Below are 14,628 nucleotides of genomic sequence, written 5' to 3'. Positions count from 1 at the left end.
GTACGGCTTCTTCACCCGACGATCTGCGCCAATATATCGAACACCTGCTCGCGGTAACGCACCACCTGATCTCGGTCGGTCGCCTCACGCAACGGCTGCGGAATTGCTTCGAGAAAATCTTCGTTGTCCGTCGGGCGCTTACGCAGCAGCTCATCAAGCATCGATTTGCGAAGGAACCCCCTCGTAGGATCGACGTCAGGGAAAGCACTTCTGATCGTCCTTTCCCTGAGATCGATGAGTTGTGCTCGCGCCTGCTCGACAGATATTCCCTTTACCACTCGCGCGTTTTTTGCCGCGACCGCGGGCGCCTTCGAACTCGGCTGCTGTTCCAATCTGGCTGCCGGCAAGCCGCGCACCTCTTTCTCTGCCGGCTTTTGAGCAGCTGACGCGGCAAGCAACTGACGTTGATGCTCTCGCCGGTCGATCAGGCGCTTCAGCTCCGAGACAACGCGATCCAGCTCGCGCGCAGGGTCACGGAACCAATCCGTGGACCATACCCGAATGACATTCCATCCTAGCCCCTCGAGTATCTCCTGACGAAGACGGTCGCGGTCGCGCGCCGACTTCGACGAGTGATAGGCCGCGCCATCACACTCGATCGCAGCAATGAACTCATGCGTGGCATTAGGGTCGCGCACGCCGACATCGAGGAAGAAGTTGGCAACGCCGAGCTGAGGCGAGCACTCGAAACCAAGCTCCCGAAGTCCCTCGAGAACAGCATCTTCGAAATCGCTGTCTGTCGGGCGTCCAACGTCGCGGGGTTCGACGCCAAGTCGCCCCGTCTCGGCGTATTCCAGGAATAGCTTCAGCGACCGCGGTCCAAGGTCACCGCCCTCTTTTGGAACGATGTCAGTAGAGCGCATTGTGCTAAAGATCTCCATTCGCTCCTTCGCGCGAGTGAAGAGCACGTTCAGACGGCGCCATCCGGTCCCCTGGTTGATAGGGCCGAAGTTTTGCGGCGTTCGGCCGCCCACGTCGGCAGGCCCGTAAGTCATCGAGATCATGATGACATCGCGCTCATCTCCCTGCACATTTTCTAGGTTTTTAATGAAGAAGGGCTCGCCCGCATCGGCCTCGGCCTTCCCAAGCGCATCAGACAAGCGAGCGTCGGCGTTGGCCAGAGCGGCGAGCTCGTCGGCGATACGCTGGGCCTGTTTCACGTTCATGGCCACGACGCCAAGACTGCGACCAGGGTGTTCAACGAGGAAGCTCCCGGCGGCCTTGGCGACACGGCGGGCTTCTGCCCCGTTCACGCCGTTCTGCGTGGCGCCATCTGAAACAAAATTCCAGCCCACACCAAAGCGATCGCTTTGGCCGCTGGGCGACGGAAACACGATCAATTCGTTCTTGTAGAACTGCTTGTTTGAGAACGCGATCAACGCCTCATGACGCGAGCGGTAATGCCACTTCAGCATCCGCTCGTCGAATATCGACGAGGCGAGCTCAAGGATGCTCTTGCTGTCCTCTGCAAGGGTTAGGTCCTCGTCCTCAACATCGTCATCACGCGCATCCGCAATCCGGTCAAAGAACGAGGTCGGCGGTAGTTGCCTGGTGTCGCCGACGATCACAGCTTGCTTGCCGCGCGCAAGCGCACCAATCGCGTCTTCGGGCCTCATCTGGGAGGCCTCGTCCATAATCACCAGGTCGAACTTGAGCTTGCCGGGAGCGACGTATTGGGCGACCGACAGCGGGCCCATCATGAAGCACGGCTTGAGCGCTTGGAGCGCCTTCCCCGCCCGAAGCACCAGTTGGCGGATTGGGATATGACGCCTCTGCTTGCTCAGTTCATTTCGAATGAGGGCCATCTCCGAGAGTTCGGACTTTAGGCCTGATTGTCGCCCGGCTGGTGGTTGCGCGTTGAAGAGCTCGGCAGCGATCTTTGCGCGCCGTAACTCCATCACCTGCGCATCGAGCGCGGCATATTCGGAACGGACCACATCGAGAGATTTGCCCGAAATGGACAGCAAGGCTGGTGCCTCGCGGAACGCCGTGCGAGCGAGCGAATCGAACACCACGAAGTCTAGCCCCAGCAACAGTTGCTGCGAATCGACCTTTCCTCGAAGCGCCAAATCCACCAGCGGCTCTTCTAGTTGACCTACGGCAGCGGCTCTTGCGCGGTCGAAGTCGAGCCATGCAGGCAGACCTTCCGCATGCTGCGACGCGTAGCGCGCTCGGCTGACGACCCCCTCAAGAGTTGGCGAGTCGCCTGAGAACCAAAGCTTGTGGTCAAGCATCGTCGCCTTTGCGAAGACGTCCTCAGCCGAGGACAGCGCCATGGCAGCCTCAGCACAAGCATGGCTGCGCACGACGGCCTTGCCCCACTCCTCGTCTGTGCTGATGGCATGGAGAATAGGCTGAAGTTCTTCAGGTGCCGCAACCTTCAGCACCGATTCCCACAGACTATCCGCCTGTGGCGAAGGCTCGAAAGCGCCGAAAGAAGCCAAGGCTGTGAGATTGTCGTCGGTTGCCAACTCGGTGAGAGCGCCCAGCACCTCCGTCGGAAGCGAGACGAGTTGATCAACACAGTCGGGAAGCTGTTCGCGCGCAGCTGCGGCCCATCTCGCAAGATCGAGCAAGTGCTCTGTGCGCGTGTTCAGACCTTCTGCGTTTGCCCCAAGACGTATGTTGACCGACGCGTCGTTCAGCAGCGCCGTCTTGCCAAGTAAGAAGTTGCGGAGGGCAGCGAACGCCTCGCTCTTTGCCGACGCGGATTCCTTGAGGTGAGCCGGCCGACAACGCGCACTCCAAGCCTTACTGGCCGCCCGCCAGCGACGACCAAACCTCGCAAACAGGCCGGTCTGCCCTAGGGCTGCCGACCATTCCTCCAGATCATAGGGGTCAGCCTCAAAGGCCGCATCTCGGAACACACTCTGGGTTCGCGCATGATCCCGTCTCAGCTCGTTAACTCTCAAGTCAAGCTCTTCAGCCCAATCGACGAGGTCGATTGCCACTAACTGCGGGCTGCGAAGGTCAAGCGCTTCAATCGGAGCTGCGCTCGCCAGTTTCAGCAGCGCACGTACTTCGCCTACACCTGCTGGAGAGCGAGAGATCGAGCGATTTAGAAGCTCCTCTGCCCGACCTAAAATCGGTTCGACGCTGGAGCATAGTTCTCGCAGCGGCCGCAGTTCCTCGAGTGTAGATGGTGCTGTTTCCCAAGCAGGTACCGGCACGGCGCGATAGGATGCCTCCGAAGTGAGCTTCAACAGGCGATCGCCTGCATCGGCCCATTCTTCAGCTAGGCGCGCCACGCGCTCGGCGTCGTTGGGCATTGCGGCCGACGCTGCGACACCCGCCCAGGGATGGGCGAACGCACCATCTGAGGAGCCGAGCTCTACGAACGCCTTTCTTAAGACATCAAGCCTGCTCTTGGCGTCCGCCAGCGTCGCCCAGGTCGTTTCCGCACTCCGCACCTTGGCAGCCACGGATTCGAAGGATGCAACCTCAGCTCCAAGCTTTCGACGAGCCTGACCAGCGCGCATCAGGGCGTCACTGACGGTTAGTCCGATCATATTGCCGGCGGGCGAACCGATGATCGTGACATAGGCAGACAACTGATCGCGCCTTCGCGCAAGACGCTCTCGCGCAGTGTCGTAGTCCTTCACAGTTCGCGGTCGCGATCCGGCGAGAATGCGATCGCCAATGTCTTCTAACGCTTCCGTCTTCCGCGTCTTATGGCTGTGCAATTCGAGACAAAATTCGCCTAGGCCAAGCTCACGGAGGCGACGGCGCACCACCTCAAGCGCAGCGAGCTTTTCCGCCACAAAGAGTACGGTTTTTCCGCGCGCCATCGCTGCGGCGATCAGATTGGTGATGGTTTGCGACTTGCCGGTCCCAGGAGGTCCTTGAACCACTAAGTTACGGCCACCAAGCGCCACTTGAAGCGCTTCGCACTGAGAGCTGTCAGCCCGATCGACGACCTCAAGCTCGAGATCTCGCAATAGGGCGGCGCTGTCTGTCTCCTCGAAAGCAGCGGAGCCGCTCTCGGACGCTTCATCGTCGTCGCTCGATAGTACGCGTCGCACCAGAGCATGCTCTGTGATCGGGGCGAAGCTTGGCCAGCGTTCCGGATCCAGATCGAGGTAGAGCAGGATCTTGCCAAACTCGAATAGGCCGAGCGTCACATAGCGCCGGATGAGCCAGTCGGGCTTACTGCGGACCGCGCGGGAAACATCGGTGAGGTAGTCCTCAAGCGATTGCTCGTCCTTCAGGACGGGCAGAACGATTCCGAACTCCTCGAGCTTCTCCCGCAGCGAAAGGTTTGTTTGAAGTTCTTCGCCGGTCCATCGGATGAGGGTTCGGTACCCACCTCTGCGCGCCTCACGTTCAAGCTCGACTGGTAAGAGCACCAGCGGTGCCTGGTGTGCTTTCGAGGCGCTCTGATCCTTCCACTCTAGGAAGCCGAACGCCAGATAGAGCATGTTGGCGCCGCTCTCCTCGATCGCGGTACGACCAGCAGCGCGTACCTTGCGAAGGCGGGCGTCGAGGGCGTCTGGATAGTCCAGGGCTTGGATTTTCCTATCGCGGTGGCGCTCCTCGCGTTCGAACTCATCGGTCTCGATCGTGAGGTCATAGTTGACGCGAATCCCCAAGTGCTTCGCCCAAGCTACGACATCCGGCTTCGCACGGGCCGCCCCCTCTCCCGCGCGCGGGACCTGATTTGCGTCGGGGGCGTGGTAAGCCTCAAGCTCACGGAGCGTCGGCTCTGGAACGGGGTCGAACACAAACGTCTCACCGTCGATCAGACTGCTGAACAACTGGCCAGGCAACTCATCAACGACACGCAAGCACGAAGCCCTCGGGTGCCTGTAGCTAAGCATTCGATTTGTTGTGGTGAGATCGAGCAGCTTTGTGCGCAGTCGCTGCAAGCGCTGCTCTATCGCATCGTCGTAGGCCACCGTGCCCCTCCCGCAGAACGTGTAGTCGTCAGTACGCTGGAGGGGACTAGAGACTCAAGACGTACAACTCTAAATGTGCCGCACCTCTAGCGGTGCGTTGGACCGCTTCCACAGGGAGATTTTGCACAGCAGCCGGCGAGGCGTCATCAGGATGCGGAATCGCTGAAGGCTGCCTGCGCCGTTGAACGGTTCGGCGCGTAGATAAGTGCGCTTGTCTTCATCTGCACTGACGCACCTGCCAATGCTCCGACCTCCCCATTTTGAAGCGGCGAGTGCAACATCCGGGCAAGCCGTCTATAGCCACGCTACCAATGATGGCATGGATCGCGACCGCTGAATCGCGTACGAATCGTTGAAGTCGGGGAGCGTGCTTTTGGAATTAGCGATTTCGAGACAGGCAGTCGCCGAATGGCGCGACCGTCAGATTCTTTTTGCTGCCGCACTAATTAATCAAAAGGCCATGGACGCCCACGCCGCCTTTGATCGGGAGATCGAGACCGCGACGGCGGCCGAAACAATCTTCAACCCTGCGGCGATCGCTAATGCGCGTATGGACGCGCTGTTGAGCACCTTGCTGGGCGAGAGCTTGCCGGATTTTCTAGATTTGGCAGCCGATGAACTGACATCCGTCGATCAGCGCCTCAGCGAGGTCGCTGACGCGCTACGCCGACCCGACACGCTTGTATTGCCGCAAACGACGTCCCTGCCCCCTCATCTCGCTGCGGCTGAGCAGCCTACAGATGTCCCTGACGACATCGACCAGACGCAGAAAGGCAAGCGCCGTCTTCTCAGCGTTCCCGCGATGCTTGCTAAACGTGCCTCATCCCTGGCGGACGGCGCCGGCTCAGCTGCGGACGAGTTGCTGCAGGAAAAGCTGGGCCTCAAAAACCGGCTTCGAGCTGCAGCAGCGCAACGTGTCGCGGACAGTTGGATGGGCGGTGCAGGAGAGCCTAAATCACCCTTGGCCCAGCTTGTCTCGCTAATCGACGAGACAACGTATGCCGCACGAATGACTCTGTCATGATCGTTGCAGCGACGGGTCAGATCTTCCTACGCAGCATTCCTGAACATCTCATCCAAGGGGTCGACAGCGGCGCGTATAGGATCTTTGGATCAGTGATCAGGGACGTCGCCACCGGCAAAGGCGTCGGCTTCCTTCAAGAGGCAGCCCCGCTGGCTTCGATGGCGCTCAATGGAACGTCATCCCTAGGGCCGGTTGGCATGGTGGCTGAAGTGGCGCTCGGGGTTGTTCAGGTCGCACAGAACGAAGCCATCAGGGCCGGTGTCGCGCGTATCGAACAGGCGGTCAGCGTTTTGCAGGGTCTCGGAATTGCAAACCTGGCGCTTGGGGCGACCGGGATCGGGGTTTCAGTTGCGGGCTTTGCGGTGATGTCGGCCAAGATCGACGGCGTGAAGCGCGCTGTGCACGGACTTGCTGATCAGATTGAGACGGTCAGCGCCAAGATCGACGCCCTGCAGCAGGACGCTATTGACGTTGATTTCGCTGAGTTGAAGTCGCTGTCGAAAAGCTTCGACGAGGCATGGCAGCTCGGCAACGAGGCGGCGGTGCGTCGTTGGCACGACGTCGCTCGCGCCGCTCTAAGTCAACAGTCGCGGTTTGAGCTGCGCGCGGATCGGGTACTCAGTGGGAACCCCCAGAACTATCTTTCCGCCGATCCCTTTATCGACGCGATCAGTTTGGCAAGCGCGCTGCGCGTCGCCGCGCTAGCGGCATGCGACGAGTCCGTAGCCGCTCGAGAAGCCGCTTCTGATGGCGCACGAACCATAGAGCGACTTACTGGCGGCCTCGGCCTTGCCGACCTCTCTCAAACCGTGCAGCTCAAGACCACCGCCCAGGCGGGCACGTTAGACTGGGCCCTCGCTCAAGCCGCCGCTACTCAGTCAATGCGTCCGATCGCTCTGAAGATCAGGCAACGCGAGGCGGCTGCAGTCACGCGAGCCGCCCCTCTGACCGCTCTCGAAAGCCGTAACATCCAGCCCCGCAAATGGCTCGAGGAAGCGCGCGCCGAAAGCGCTTCCCCGATCCTTTTCATGCCGGCTGTAGCTTAGTCTACGCAGTTTGGTACGGAGGGAAAGGATGCAGGCCGATCCCGCTTCGAAAGTCGCTTAGTGCACTTTTCGCAATCCACACTGAGCGACGGCTTTGCGCCAGAAGCGGTCATTCGCCGGCTGCCGCAAACACGACATTCAGTGTGATCGAAAGTCGTAATTCCAGCTGACAGCCCATGACGGTTCCCGACCCAGAGGCGACATTTGGCAATTCCCGTGTCATTGCGCGCTGCAAGAAACCTATGCCATCATTCAAGCATGAAGAAGATTTCGCCGTTCAGCCCATCTATGACGACGAGCCAGAAGCGCCTTTTTTTTAAAGAGCGCTATCACCTGATGGTTGGGCCACTGGTCCTTGTTCTAGGCGTCAGCCTTTCGGATCCGTCGTCAGGGCTACTGGGATGGGTGACCGGCATCAGTCTTGCCGCTTTAACGATCAACCGTATCCTCCCCTAAGCAAGGGTGAGGTCTCCTTCCCACCCCTAGCCGCGGTTCGGCGCGTCCGTTTTCCGGCCCGGAGGCCAACGCCCGTTTTCGGCGGTGAAGCCCAGGACTGAAATCGACCCTTAGCTGCCATCCGAATGACCAATCGCATTGCCGCCGAGCTGGCTGTCGCCTAGGTTGTGCGAGGGGGGCAATGGATGTGATTTTCATGAACGGCTTGGGATTGAACGGACGGATGGGCCGACGGGCTTATGGGCTCTTCACTTTGGCCCTGATAGCGGCAGTCTATGGGTTAGCCAGCATTGATGCTGGCGAGACCTCAGCACGTCTCATCAACGAGCCTTGGACGATTATGGGTCGCGCGCTAGACAAATGGATTCAAGTTGGTGGTCCGGGTTCTTCAGTGCCTGATACACTCGTTTCTCTAGCAATTGCAGCTAGTGCGATGTGGGCGGTCTTGGTGATCAACGTTCGTCGCTTGCGGGACATTGGCCAATCACCAGCGTGGGCTGCGCTGCTGATCGTTTCCGGCGTGATGATCCCGGTGATGATCTTCCTCAGCTTCGTCCCATCAGATCTCGAGGGTCAGCCTACACAATCGGCTAGGCCGTTGCCGGCACCTTAAGTTCAGTATCAGCCGGATTGGGCGAAACTAACCCTGGAAGCTAGGACTCTAATCGACCGGGCGTGGACCTATTCAGCAGCCGGATATTTCCGGCGCAGCAACCTGAGTCGCGCTCGTTGAACTGGCGGCGACAGAGAAACCGCAGCCGACACAACACAGGCCGAGCCGCCAATGATGCCAGAGATAATCAGGTCGTGGGTGATGGCGATTGCTAACCCGAACGCTACAACAGATGGAAGCGCGGCTGCTACTACGATAACGCGGTCTCTTGTGATCATCGCAGCATTTTGCGGCGCATGTCTGAACGGGCGGCTAATGACCGCTCACCACCCCTAGCTGACATCGACCGCGAGCGCTTTCCGGCCTGGGGGCCAACGTCCGCTTTCGGCCTCGAAGACAGGACTGAAATCGACCCGTTGCGGACGTTCGAGGGCTGCTTCAAGCTGGGCGAATGAGGACGATGGTTCCAGGCGCATTCAGCCTTGCCTTCACAGGGCTGGAAGGCAGGTACGAAATCCAGTTTGAGCCGACTGGCGAGCAGGACGGCGTGATCCACGTATCCATCAGCAGCGTGGCGATGCGCTGGCACGTGGTGGATGCCGACCGGGAAGATGGCGGCGCGATTGTGCTCGGCGGCATGACGAACGGGAGTGAAGTGTTATGGGGCGACCAGTTCTGGTTCGAACTCCGGTTCAGCGGGACGCCACCTCTCATCCGGTATTGGGGCAATCAGGTGATCTGGCGTGAAGATCGCGCCGCCTGACCTCGAGTAGCCCCCAACCACCACTAGCGAACGGCGGAGACGACCGCTTTCCGACCCAACCGCAGAAGACTGTCTTCGGCACCAAAAGCTCAGGGCTGAAATCGACCCATTGCGGACCCCACCCCTAAGTCACGGGTTTGCCGGATGGCCTGAGGAGGGACGATCGCCGGGTTTTTGGGGAAGCAGCAGGATCAAGGCCAGGATGACCACGGCAAGAAGCCCGGACGCGAGCGGGCGACTGAACGCCAGACCCCCGTGGTCCAGAGGTTTGTCCAGGAAGTCGCCCACCACGGCCCCGAGCGGTCGCGTCAGGATGAAGGCAGCCCAGAACAACAGAACCCGGTTGATGCGCGTCCAAACTGCCAGGGCAGCCACAATGGCCAAGAGACTGCCGAAAAGAACGGCGGCGCCGAGATATCCGAACCCGCCGGTGTCTGCTGTCCAGTCGCCAAGCGCGGTGCCGAGAGTCTGCGACAGCGTGATGGTCAGCCAATAGAAGAGCTCGACCTTTGGCTCCGAGACATGATCGGAGGACACGGATCCCAACGTCAGCTTCCAAGCCAACAGCGAAGCCAGAACCGCCGACAGCAGCAACGCTGAGCCGCCAGTGTAGCCGATCCCCAACGAGCGAGTGGCGTAATCCGCCAGGGTGGTTCCCGCCGTCGTCGAAGCGATTATCGTCGCCCAGTAGAGGAAAGGATGAAACCGCTTTGCGCGCACCTGAAGAATGACGAGCGCGATCAGGACCGCTGCGAAGATTGCGGTGCCCGTCAAATATCCCAGCTTCATCGTCATACTGACGGTGTCGCCGCCGGTTTCACCGAGGGTGGTCGCAAGGATTTTGATGACCCAAAAGCCCAGGGTGACGGCGGGCACCTTCGAAAGGGCGTCGCTGGGCGTGGTGAGCTTGCCGGCATCAGTCATCGTTACGCTCCATCGATCAGCGGACGATTTACCCAGATGTCGGCGACATTACGTCGCACCTAGGGAAGCGTGAACATCGCATGGACCCAGCCGACGTCCTGCGCATGCTCGAGGGCTTCGAACAAAGGTATCACGAGAAGGAAGGCCAAGCCGTCCCTAAGGGTTGTCAGGAAGAGGGTCGGTCGGATTTCCAGGGTGTCCTGGTCGCGCCACCTGCTGAAGTTTGGCAAGAAGCGAGGCGTCCTCACCATATAGGCTTCGTATTCGTTTCCGAAGGTGGCCCTCAACCAATCCTCCTCACGTCTCACCGTCGCATAAAAGACGACGAACGCGATGATCACGAACAAGCACGCCATCAGGACGGAACCGGTCTGCGCCCCCATGCCGAAGGCGCCGATGAAGCTGAAGACGTAGAGCGGATTCCGACTGATCGAATAAGGTCCTCGGTCCACGATCTCCGCCTTCTTTCGCCCACCGATATAAAGCGAGCACCAGGACCGTCCGACGATACAGATGAGGATGAGAGCCAGACCGAAGGCTTCGAACCCTTCATGAAAGCCCTCGGCGTCGCTTGCCGTATGTGTGATCGCAGCGAAAGCGCAGACACCGATTATGCAGGCTGTAAGCACAGCCTTGCGTATCAACTGGACACGTCGGAGATGATCTGGATCGGCGGCCATATTGATACCCTCAAGGCTGATGATCCGCGTTACGCGGGCTTCAAGCTGGGGTCTAGAGGCCGCGTGGCGCAACGTCCGCTAACCACCCTAAGCAGACTTTTGGGCAGTCCGCTCTCCAAAGAACTGCCCGAAAGCCGGCTTAAAGGTCGATCTGTTCCGATATCTCCAAAGCGTCATCGACTTCGATGCCGAGGTATCTAACGGTGCTTTCCAGCTTTCCGTGACCGAGCAGAAGCTGACACGCGCGCAGATTTCCGGTCTTTTTGTAAATCAACGCTACCTTTGTCCGTCGCAGGCTGTGGGTCCCATACGCACTTGGGTTTAGGTCGATCATTCTTACCCAAGTATCGACCAGCCGAGCATACTGGCGCGTGCCTATGTGCGCGCCCTCTTTGCTACGGCTGGGAAACAGCCAGTCGTCGCGTCGGCGCCCCCGGCGCTCCAGCCAATGCGCTAGCGCCTCCCTCGCGGCCTCAGTTATCTCGAACGGGACCGGGCGACCTGTCTTTTGCTGAATGATGGTCGAGCGCTGGCGAATGGCTCCGCCTTGAGCGATATCCGCTAGCCGAAGCTTCACCAGATCACAGCCTCGGAGCTTCGCGTCCAGCGCGATGTTGAACATCGCCAGATCCCGGACCGATCCAACCGATTTAAGATGCTGTCGGATTGCCCAGATGTGCTTAGGCTTGAGTGGGACCTTGGCTCCAGTCATCCGACCAGCATTCCAGGGCTTACGAGGTAGACAAAAAAGATCGGGCTGGCTCATGGCCACCTCCCACGATCAACGCCCCCTCCTCACCATACGCTTCAGACAGCGCTGATGCGCCAGTAGCGGACATTGACGTCTGGCTGGATAGCAGACCTTCAGCTTCATCGATGGCGGAGCGCATCCATCACGATCTGAAAGGCGGCGAGGTTCTGTCGGCGGCTGGGATAGTAGAGGAAATAGCCGTCGAACCTTGGGGACCAGTCGTCCAAAACCAGTTCCAACGCGCCTGACGCCAGATTCGCCGCGACGATGTCCTCCGGCACATAGGCGATTCCCAGCCCGCTGACGGCCGCGTCGATCATGGCGTAGGAGTTGTTGAAGGTGACTTGGCCGTCGACCCGGACGCGCAGGGCCTGACCGTCCTTCTCGAACTCCCAGGCATAGAGGCTGCCCGCCGACTCGTGGCGCATGTTGATGCACGCGTGGGCCACTAGGTCCTTGGGGTGCTGCGGCCTCCCGCGTTCGGCCAGATAGGCGGGTGACGCGACGGCGACGAGACGCCAGTCGGGACCGATGCGCACGGCGATCATGTCCTTCTCGACGCTTTCGCCGAGTCGAACGCCGGCGTCGAACCGCTCTTCGACGATGTTGCGGAAGGTGCTGTCGAGGATCAGTTCGACCTTGATGTCGGGATAGGCGGCGAGGACCGGCTTGAGTTTGGGCCAGACCACGCTGTCCAAAGCGTGGTCGGACAGGGTCAGTCGGATGGAGCCTGCCGGCCTGTCCCGCACGCTGGTCAGACTTTCGATCTCCTGTTCGATCTCGGCCAGGCGCGGGGTGATCGTCTGAAGCAGACGCTCGCCGGCTGCCGTGGGCGCCACGCTGCGCGTCGTGCGGGTCAGCAACCGGATGCCCAGACGCGCCTCAAGCTGACGGATGGCATGGCTGAGCGTGGATTGCGCTACGCCGATCCGGGCGGCGGCCTTGGTGAAGCTGCGCTCCTCCGCGACGATCTGGAACCAGGTCAACTGGTTCAGGTCCGGTCCGCCCATGGTTGGCCTCTCGATTAATCGTCTACATCGATTAGTTCATGCCGATCTCCATGGCTAATCGCTTTGAAGGCCAGCGCCTAGTTTGTCCCTCGACGAAAGAGGGAGACCACCATGCTCGCCGCCGCGGCACCCACATCCGAAGCCACGACGCCGACCGCCGCCTGGGGCGCAGTGCTATCGATGGCGCTGTGCGTGGCGCTGCTGATCGCGTCGGAGTTCATGCCGGTCAGCCTGCTGACGCCTATGGCCGAGGGCCTCGACGCCTCCGTCGGGCAGACCGGCCAAGCCGTGTCGATCAGCGGCCTGTTCGCTGTCATCGCCAGCCTAGCCGTGAGCACGGTCGCAGGGCGGCTGAATCGCAAGTGGGTTCTCATCGGTCTGACCGGCCTGATGGGTGTGTCACTGGTCCTGGTCGCAGCCGCCCCGAACTTCGAGGTCCTGATGGGCGGCCGTGCCGTGCTCGGCCTGTGCATCGGCGGCTTCTGGGCGCTGGCGACCTCCGTCATCATGCGACTGGTCCCGGCGTCGGATGTGCCGCGCGCCCTTGCCCTGATGTATGGCGGGCAAGCGATCGCCGCCGCCTTCGCCGCGCCGATCGGCAGCTATTTCGGCGGCCTGTTCGGCTGGCGCGAGGTCTTCTGGGCGCTGACGCCGCTCGTGGCCGCCAATCTGGTCTGGCACCTCGTCGCCCTACCGTCGCTGCCGGCCCGTGGACAGCGGGGGATCGGCGATACGCTGGACCTGCTGCGTCGGCGGTATTTCCTGATCGGCCTTATCTCCTCGATGCTGTCGTGGGGCTCGGCCTTCACCCTTTTCACATACCTGCGGCCCTTCCTCGAACAGGTAACCGGCGTGGGCGTCACCGGCCTGTCGATCCTGCTGCTCACGCTCGGTTGCGCCGGCTTCGTGGGCACCTGGGCCTCGGGCCGCTTCATCACAGGTGACGTCTCCAGGCTACTGCGTCTGCCGGCCCTGACCATGGGCGCGGTCACCGCCGGCCTGCTGGTCGTCGGCGGCTGGCCGATCGCAGCAGGGGTTCTTCTAGTCGTCTGGGGCGCCATGAACACCGCCATGTCGGTGATCTGGATGACCTGGATGTCGCAGAACGCCGAAGACGCGCCTGAAGCCGCAGGCGGTCTGATGGTCGCCGCCGTCCAGGCCTCGATCCTTCTGGGCGCCGTCGTCGGTGGCCTGCTCCTCGACCACCTCTCGATCCACGCCGTCCTGATCGCCAGCATCGCCCTCGCCGCCGTGGCGGTGCTGATCGTCCGCGATGGACGCACCCTGCTGAAACCCCGCTGAACCCAAACCCAGGGAGCCCGACATGACGCAGACTTCCCCCGACCTTCAGACCTGGCCAGCCTCCGCGATGGACCGTCGCGGCCTGATGAAACTGACCGGCGCCGGCGTGACCGCCCTGGCCGCCGCGTCGCTCCTCCCCACCTCCAATGCAAAGGCGCAGACCATGATCAGCGACTGGGACAAGGTGTTCCCCCGCAACGACACGGTCGACCACCAGAAGGTCACCTTCACCAACCGATACGGCATTACGCTGACGGGCGACCTCTATCGACCCAAGGGCCGCGACGGCCAGCGCCTGGCGGCTCTCGCGGTCGGCGGTCCGTTCGGTGCAGTCAAGGAGCAGTCGTCGGGCCTGTACGCCCAGACCATGGCGGCGCGGGGATTCGTGGCCCTGGCGTTCGATCCCTCCTTCACAGGTGAGAGCGGCGGAGAGCCGCGCAACGTCGCCTCGCCCGACATCAACACCGAAGACTTCATGGCGGCGGTCGACTTCCTCGGCCTGCACCCATCGGTCGACCAAGAGCGGATCGGCGTCATCGGCATCTGCGGCTGGGGCGGCATGGCGCTGAACGCCGTCGCCACGGACAAGCGGGTCAAGGCGGTCGCGACCAGCACAATGTATGACATGTCCCGCGTCATGTCGCGCGGCTACAACGACAGCGTCACGCCTGAGCAGCGGGCCCAATCACTGGAGCAGATGAGCCGCCAGCGCTGGGTCGATGCCCGCAACGGCGGCCCTGCCTACGGTCCTGCCGCCAACGAGCTGAAGGGCGGCGAACCTCAGTTTCTGGTCGACTACCACGCCTACTATATGACGCCGCGCGGCTATCACGCGCGGGCGGTGAACTCCGGCAACGCCTGGTCGGTCACGACGCCGCTGTCGTTCATGACCTTCCCGCTGATGACCTATATCGCCGAGATTTCGCCCCGGCCGATCTTGCTGATCCACGGCGAGAACGCCCACTCGCGCTACTTTAGCGAGGCCGCCTTCGCGGCGGCGACCGAGCCCAAGGAACTGGTGATCGTCCCGGGCGCCAGCCACGTCGATCTCTACGACCGCGTCGATCTGATCCCCTTCGATCGCCTGACCCAGTTCTTCGAAGAGCATCTGTCGTGATCGGCTCGATTGTTTCAGCCACAGCCGCCTTGTTGGGCGGAGAGCTC

Annotated in this window: 12 protein-coding genes; 7 read left to right on the top strand and 5 right to left on the bottom strand. The window is 61.2% G+C overall.

Annotated features, from left to right (window positions below; translation table 11 throughout):
• Positions 1 to 11: 11 nt before the first annotated feature.
• Positions 12 to 4,895 (bottom strand): DUF4011 domain-containing protein, encoded by a 4,884-nt coding sequence (locus KAK88_RS08940; RefSeq protein ID WP_242076383.1) that lies wholly within the window; start codon positions 4,893 to 4,895, stop codon positions 12 to 14.
• 373 nt (positions 4,896 to 5,268) lie between these two features.
• Here KAK88_RS08940 and KAK88_RS08935 point away from each other — a divergent pair, with 373 nt between their 5' ends.
• From KAK88_RS08935 to KAK88_RS08915, 5 genes are all read left to right on the top strand, one after another.
• A complete protein-coding gene (locus KAK88_RS08935; protein ID WP_242076382.1) occupies positions 5,269 to 5,919 on the top strand; it encodes a hypothetical protein in 651 nt (216 codons plus the stop codon).
• A complete protein-coding gene (locus KAK88_RS08930) occupies positions 5,916 to 6,965 on the top strand; it encodes a hypothetical protein (protein WP_242076381.1) in 1,050 nt (349 codons plus the stop codon). Before KAK88_RS08935 ends, KAK88_RS08930 begins: the two co-directional genes overlap by 4 nt.
• A 258-nt stretch (positions 6,966 to 7,223) precedes the next feature.
• Entirely contained in the window at positions 7,224 to 7,421 is a 198-nt protein-coding gene (locus KAK88_RS08925) for a hypothetical protein (protein ID WP_242076380.1), read from the top strand.
• A gap of 181 nt (positions 7,422 to 7,602) precedes the next feature.
• The gene (locus KAK88_RS08920) at positions 7,603 to 8,034 is read left to right on the top strand and encodes a DUF805 domain-containing protein (protein ID WP_242076379.1); all 432 of its coding nucleotides are present in this window, start codon (positions 7,603 to 7,605) and stop codon (positions 8,032 to 8,034) included.
• Between the two features lie 451 nt (positions 8,035 to 8,485).
• Positions 8,486 to 8,797 (top strand): hypothetical protein, encoded by a 312-nt coding sequence (locus KAK88_RS08915; RefSeq protein WP_242076378.1) that lies wholly within the window; start codon positions 8,486 to 8,488, stop codon positions 8,795 to 8,797.
• A 129-nt stretch (positions 8,798 to 8,926) separates the two neighbouring features.
• Here the strand turns inward: KAK88_RS08915 and KAK88_RS08910 are convergent, their stop codons facing one another.
• The 4 genes from KAK88_RS08910 to KAK88_RS08895 all read right to left on the bottom strand — a co-directional run bounded on the left by KAK88_RS08910 (position 8,927) and on the right by KAK88_RS08895 (position 12,162).
• Positions 8,927 to 9,721: a COG4705 family protein gene (locus KAK88_RS08910; protein WP_242076377.1), complete on the bottom strand. Its 795-nt coding sequence runs from the start codon at positions 9,719 to 9,721 to the stop codon at positions 8,927 to 8,929.
• A gap of 59 nt (positions 9,722 to 9,780) precedes the next feature.
• Positions 9,781 to 10,473, bottom strand: a complete 693-nt coding sequence (locus KAK88_RS08905; protein WP_242076376.1) for a methyltransferase family protein — start codon at positions 10,471 to 10,473, stop codon at positions 9,781 to 9,783.
• Between the two features lie 67 nt (positions 10,474 to 10,540).
• Complete coding sequence (locus KAK88_RS08900; RefSeq protein WP_242076375.1) at positions 10,541 to 11,167, bottom strand: tyrosine-type recombinase/integrase; 627 nt, start codon at positions 11,165 to 11,167, stop codon at positions 10,541 to 10,543.
• A 104-nt stretch (positions 11,168 to 11,271) separates the two neighbouring features.
• On the bottom strand, positions 11,272 to 12,162 hold the full coding sequence (locus KAK88_RS08895; protein WP_242076374.1) for a LysR family transcriptional regulator: 891 nt from the start codon (positions 12,160 to 12,162) through the stop codon (positions 11,272 to 11,274).
• A 111-nt stretch (positions 12,163 to 12,273) separates the two neighbouring features.
• Here KAK88_RS08895 and KAK88_RS08890 point away from each other — a divergent pair, with 111 nt between their 5' ends.
• Both KAK88_RS08890 and KAK88_RS08885 read left to right on the top strand, forming a co-directional pair.
• Entirely contained in the window at positions 12,274 to 13,464 is a 1,191-nt protein-coding gene (locus KAK88_RS08890) for an MFS transporter (protein ID WP_242076373.1), read from the top strand.
• A 22-nt stretch (positions 13,465 to 13,486) separates the two neighbouring features.
• Positions 13,487 to 14,581, top strand: coding sequence for an alpha/beta hydrolase (locus KAK88_RS08885; protein ID WP_242076372.1), 1,095 nt, complete (start codon positions 13,487 to 13,489; stop codon positions 14,579 to 14,581).
• Positions 14,582 to 14,628 lie beyond the last annotated feature (47 nt).

This window comes from Brevundimonas diminuta, assembly GCF_022654015.1.
Lineage (GTDB): Bacteria > Pseudomonadota > Alphaproteobacteria > Caulobacterales > Caulobacteraceae > Brevundimonas > Brevundimonas diminuta_C.
This window is presented reverse-complemented; position numbering and strand designations above follow the sequence as displayed.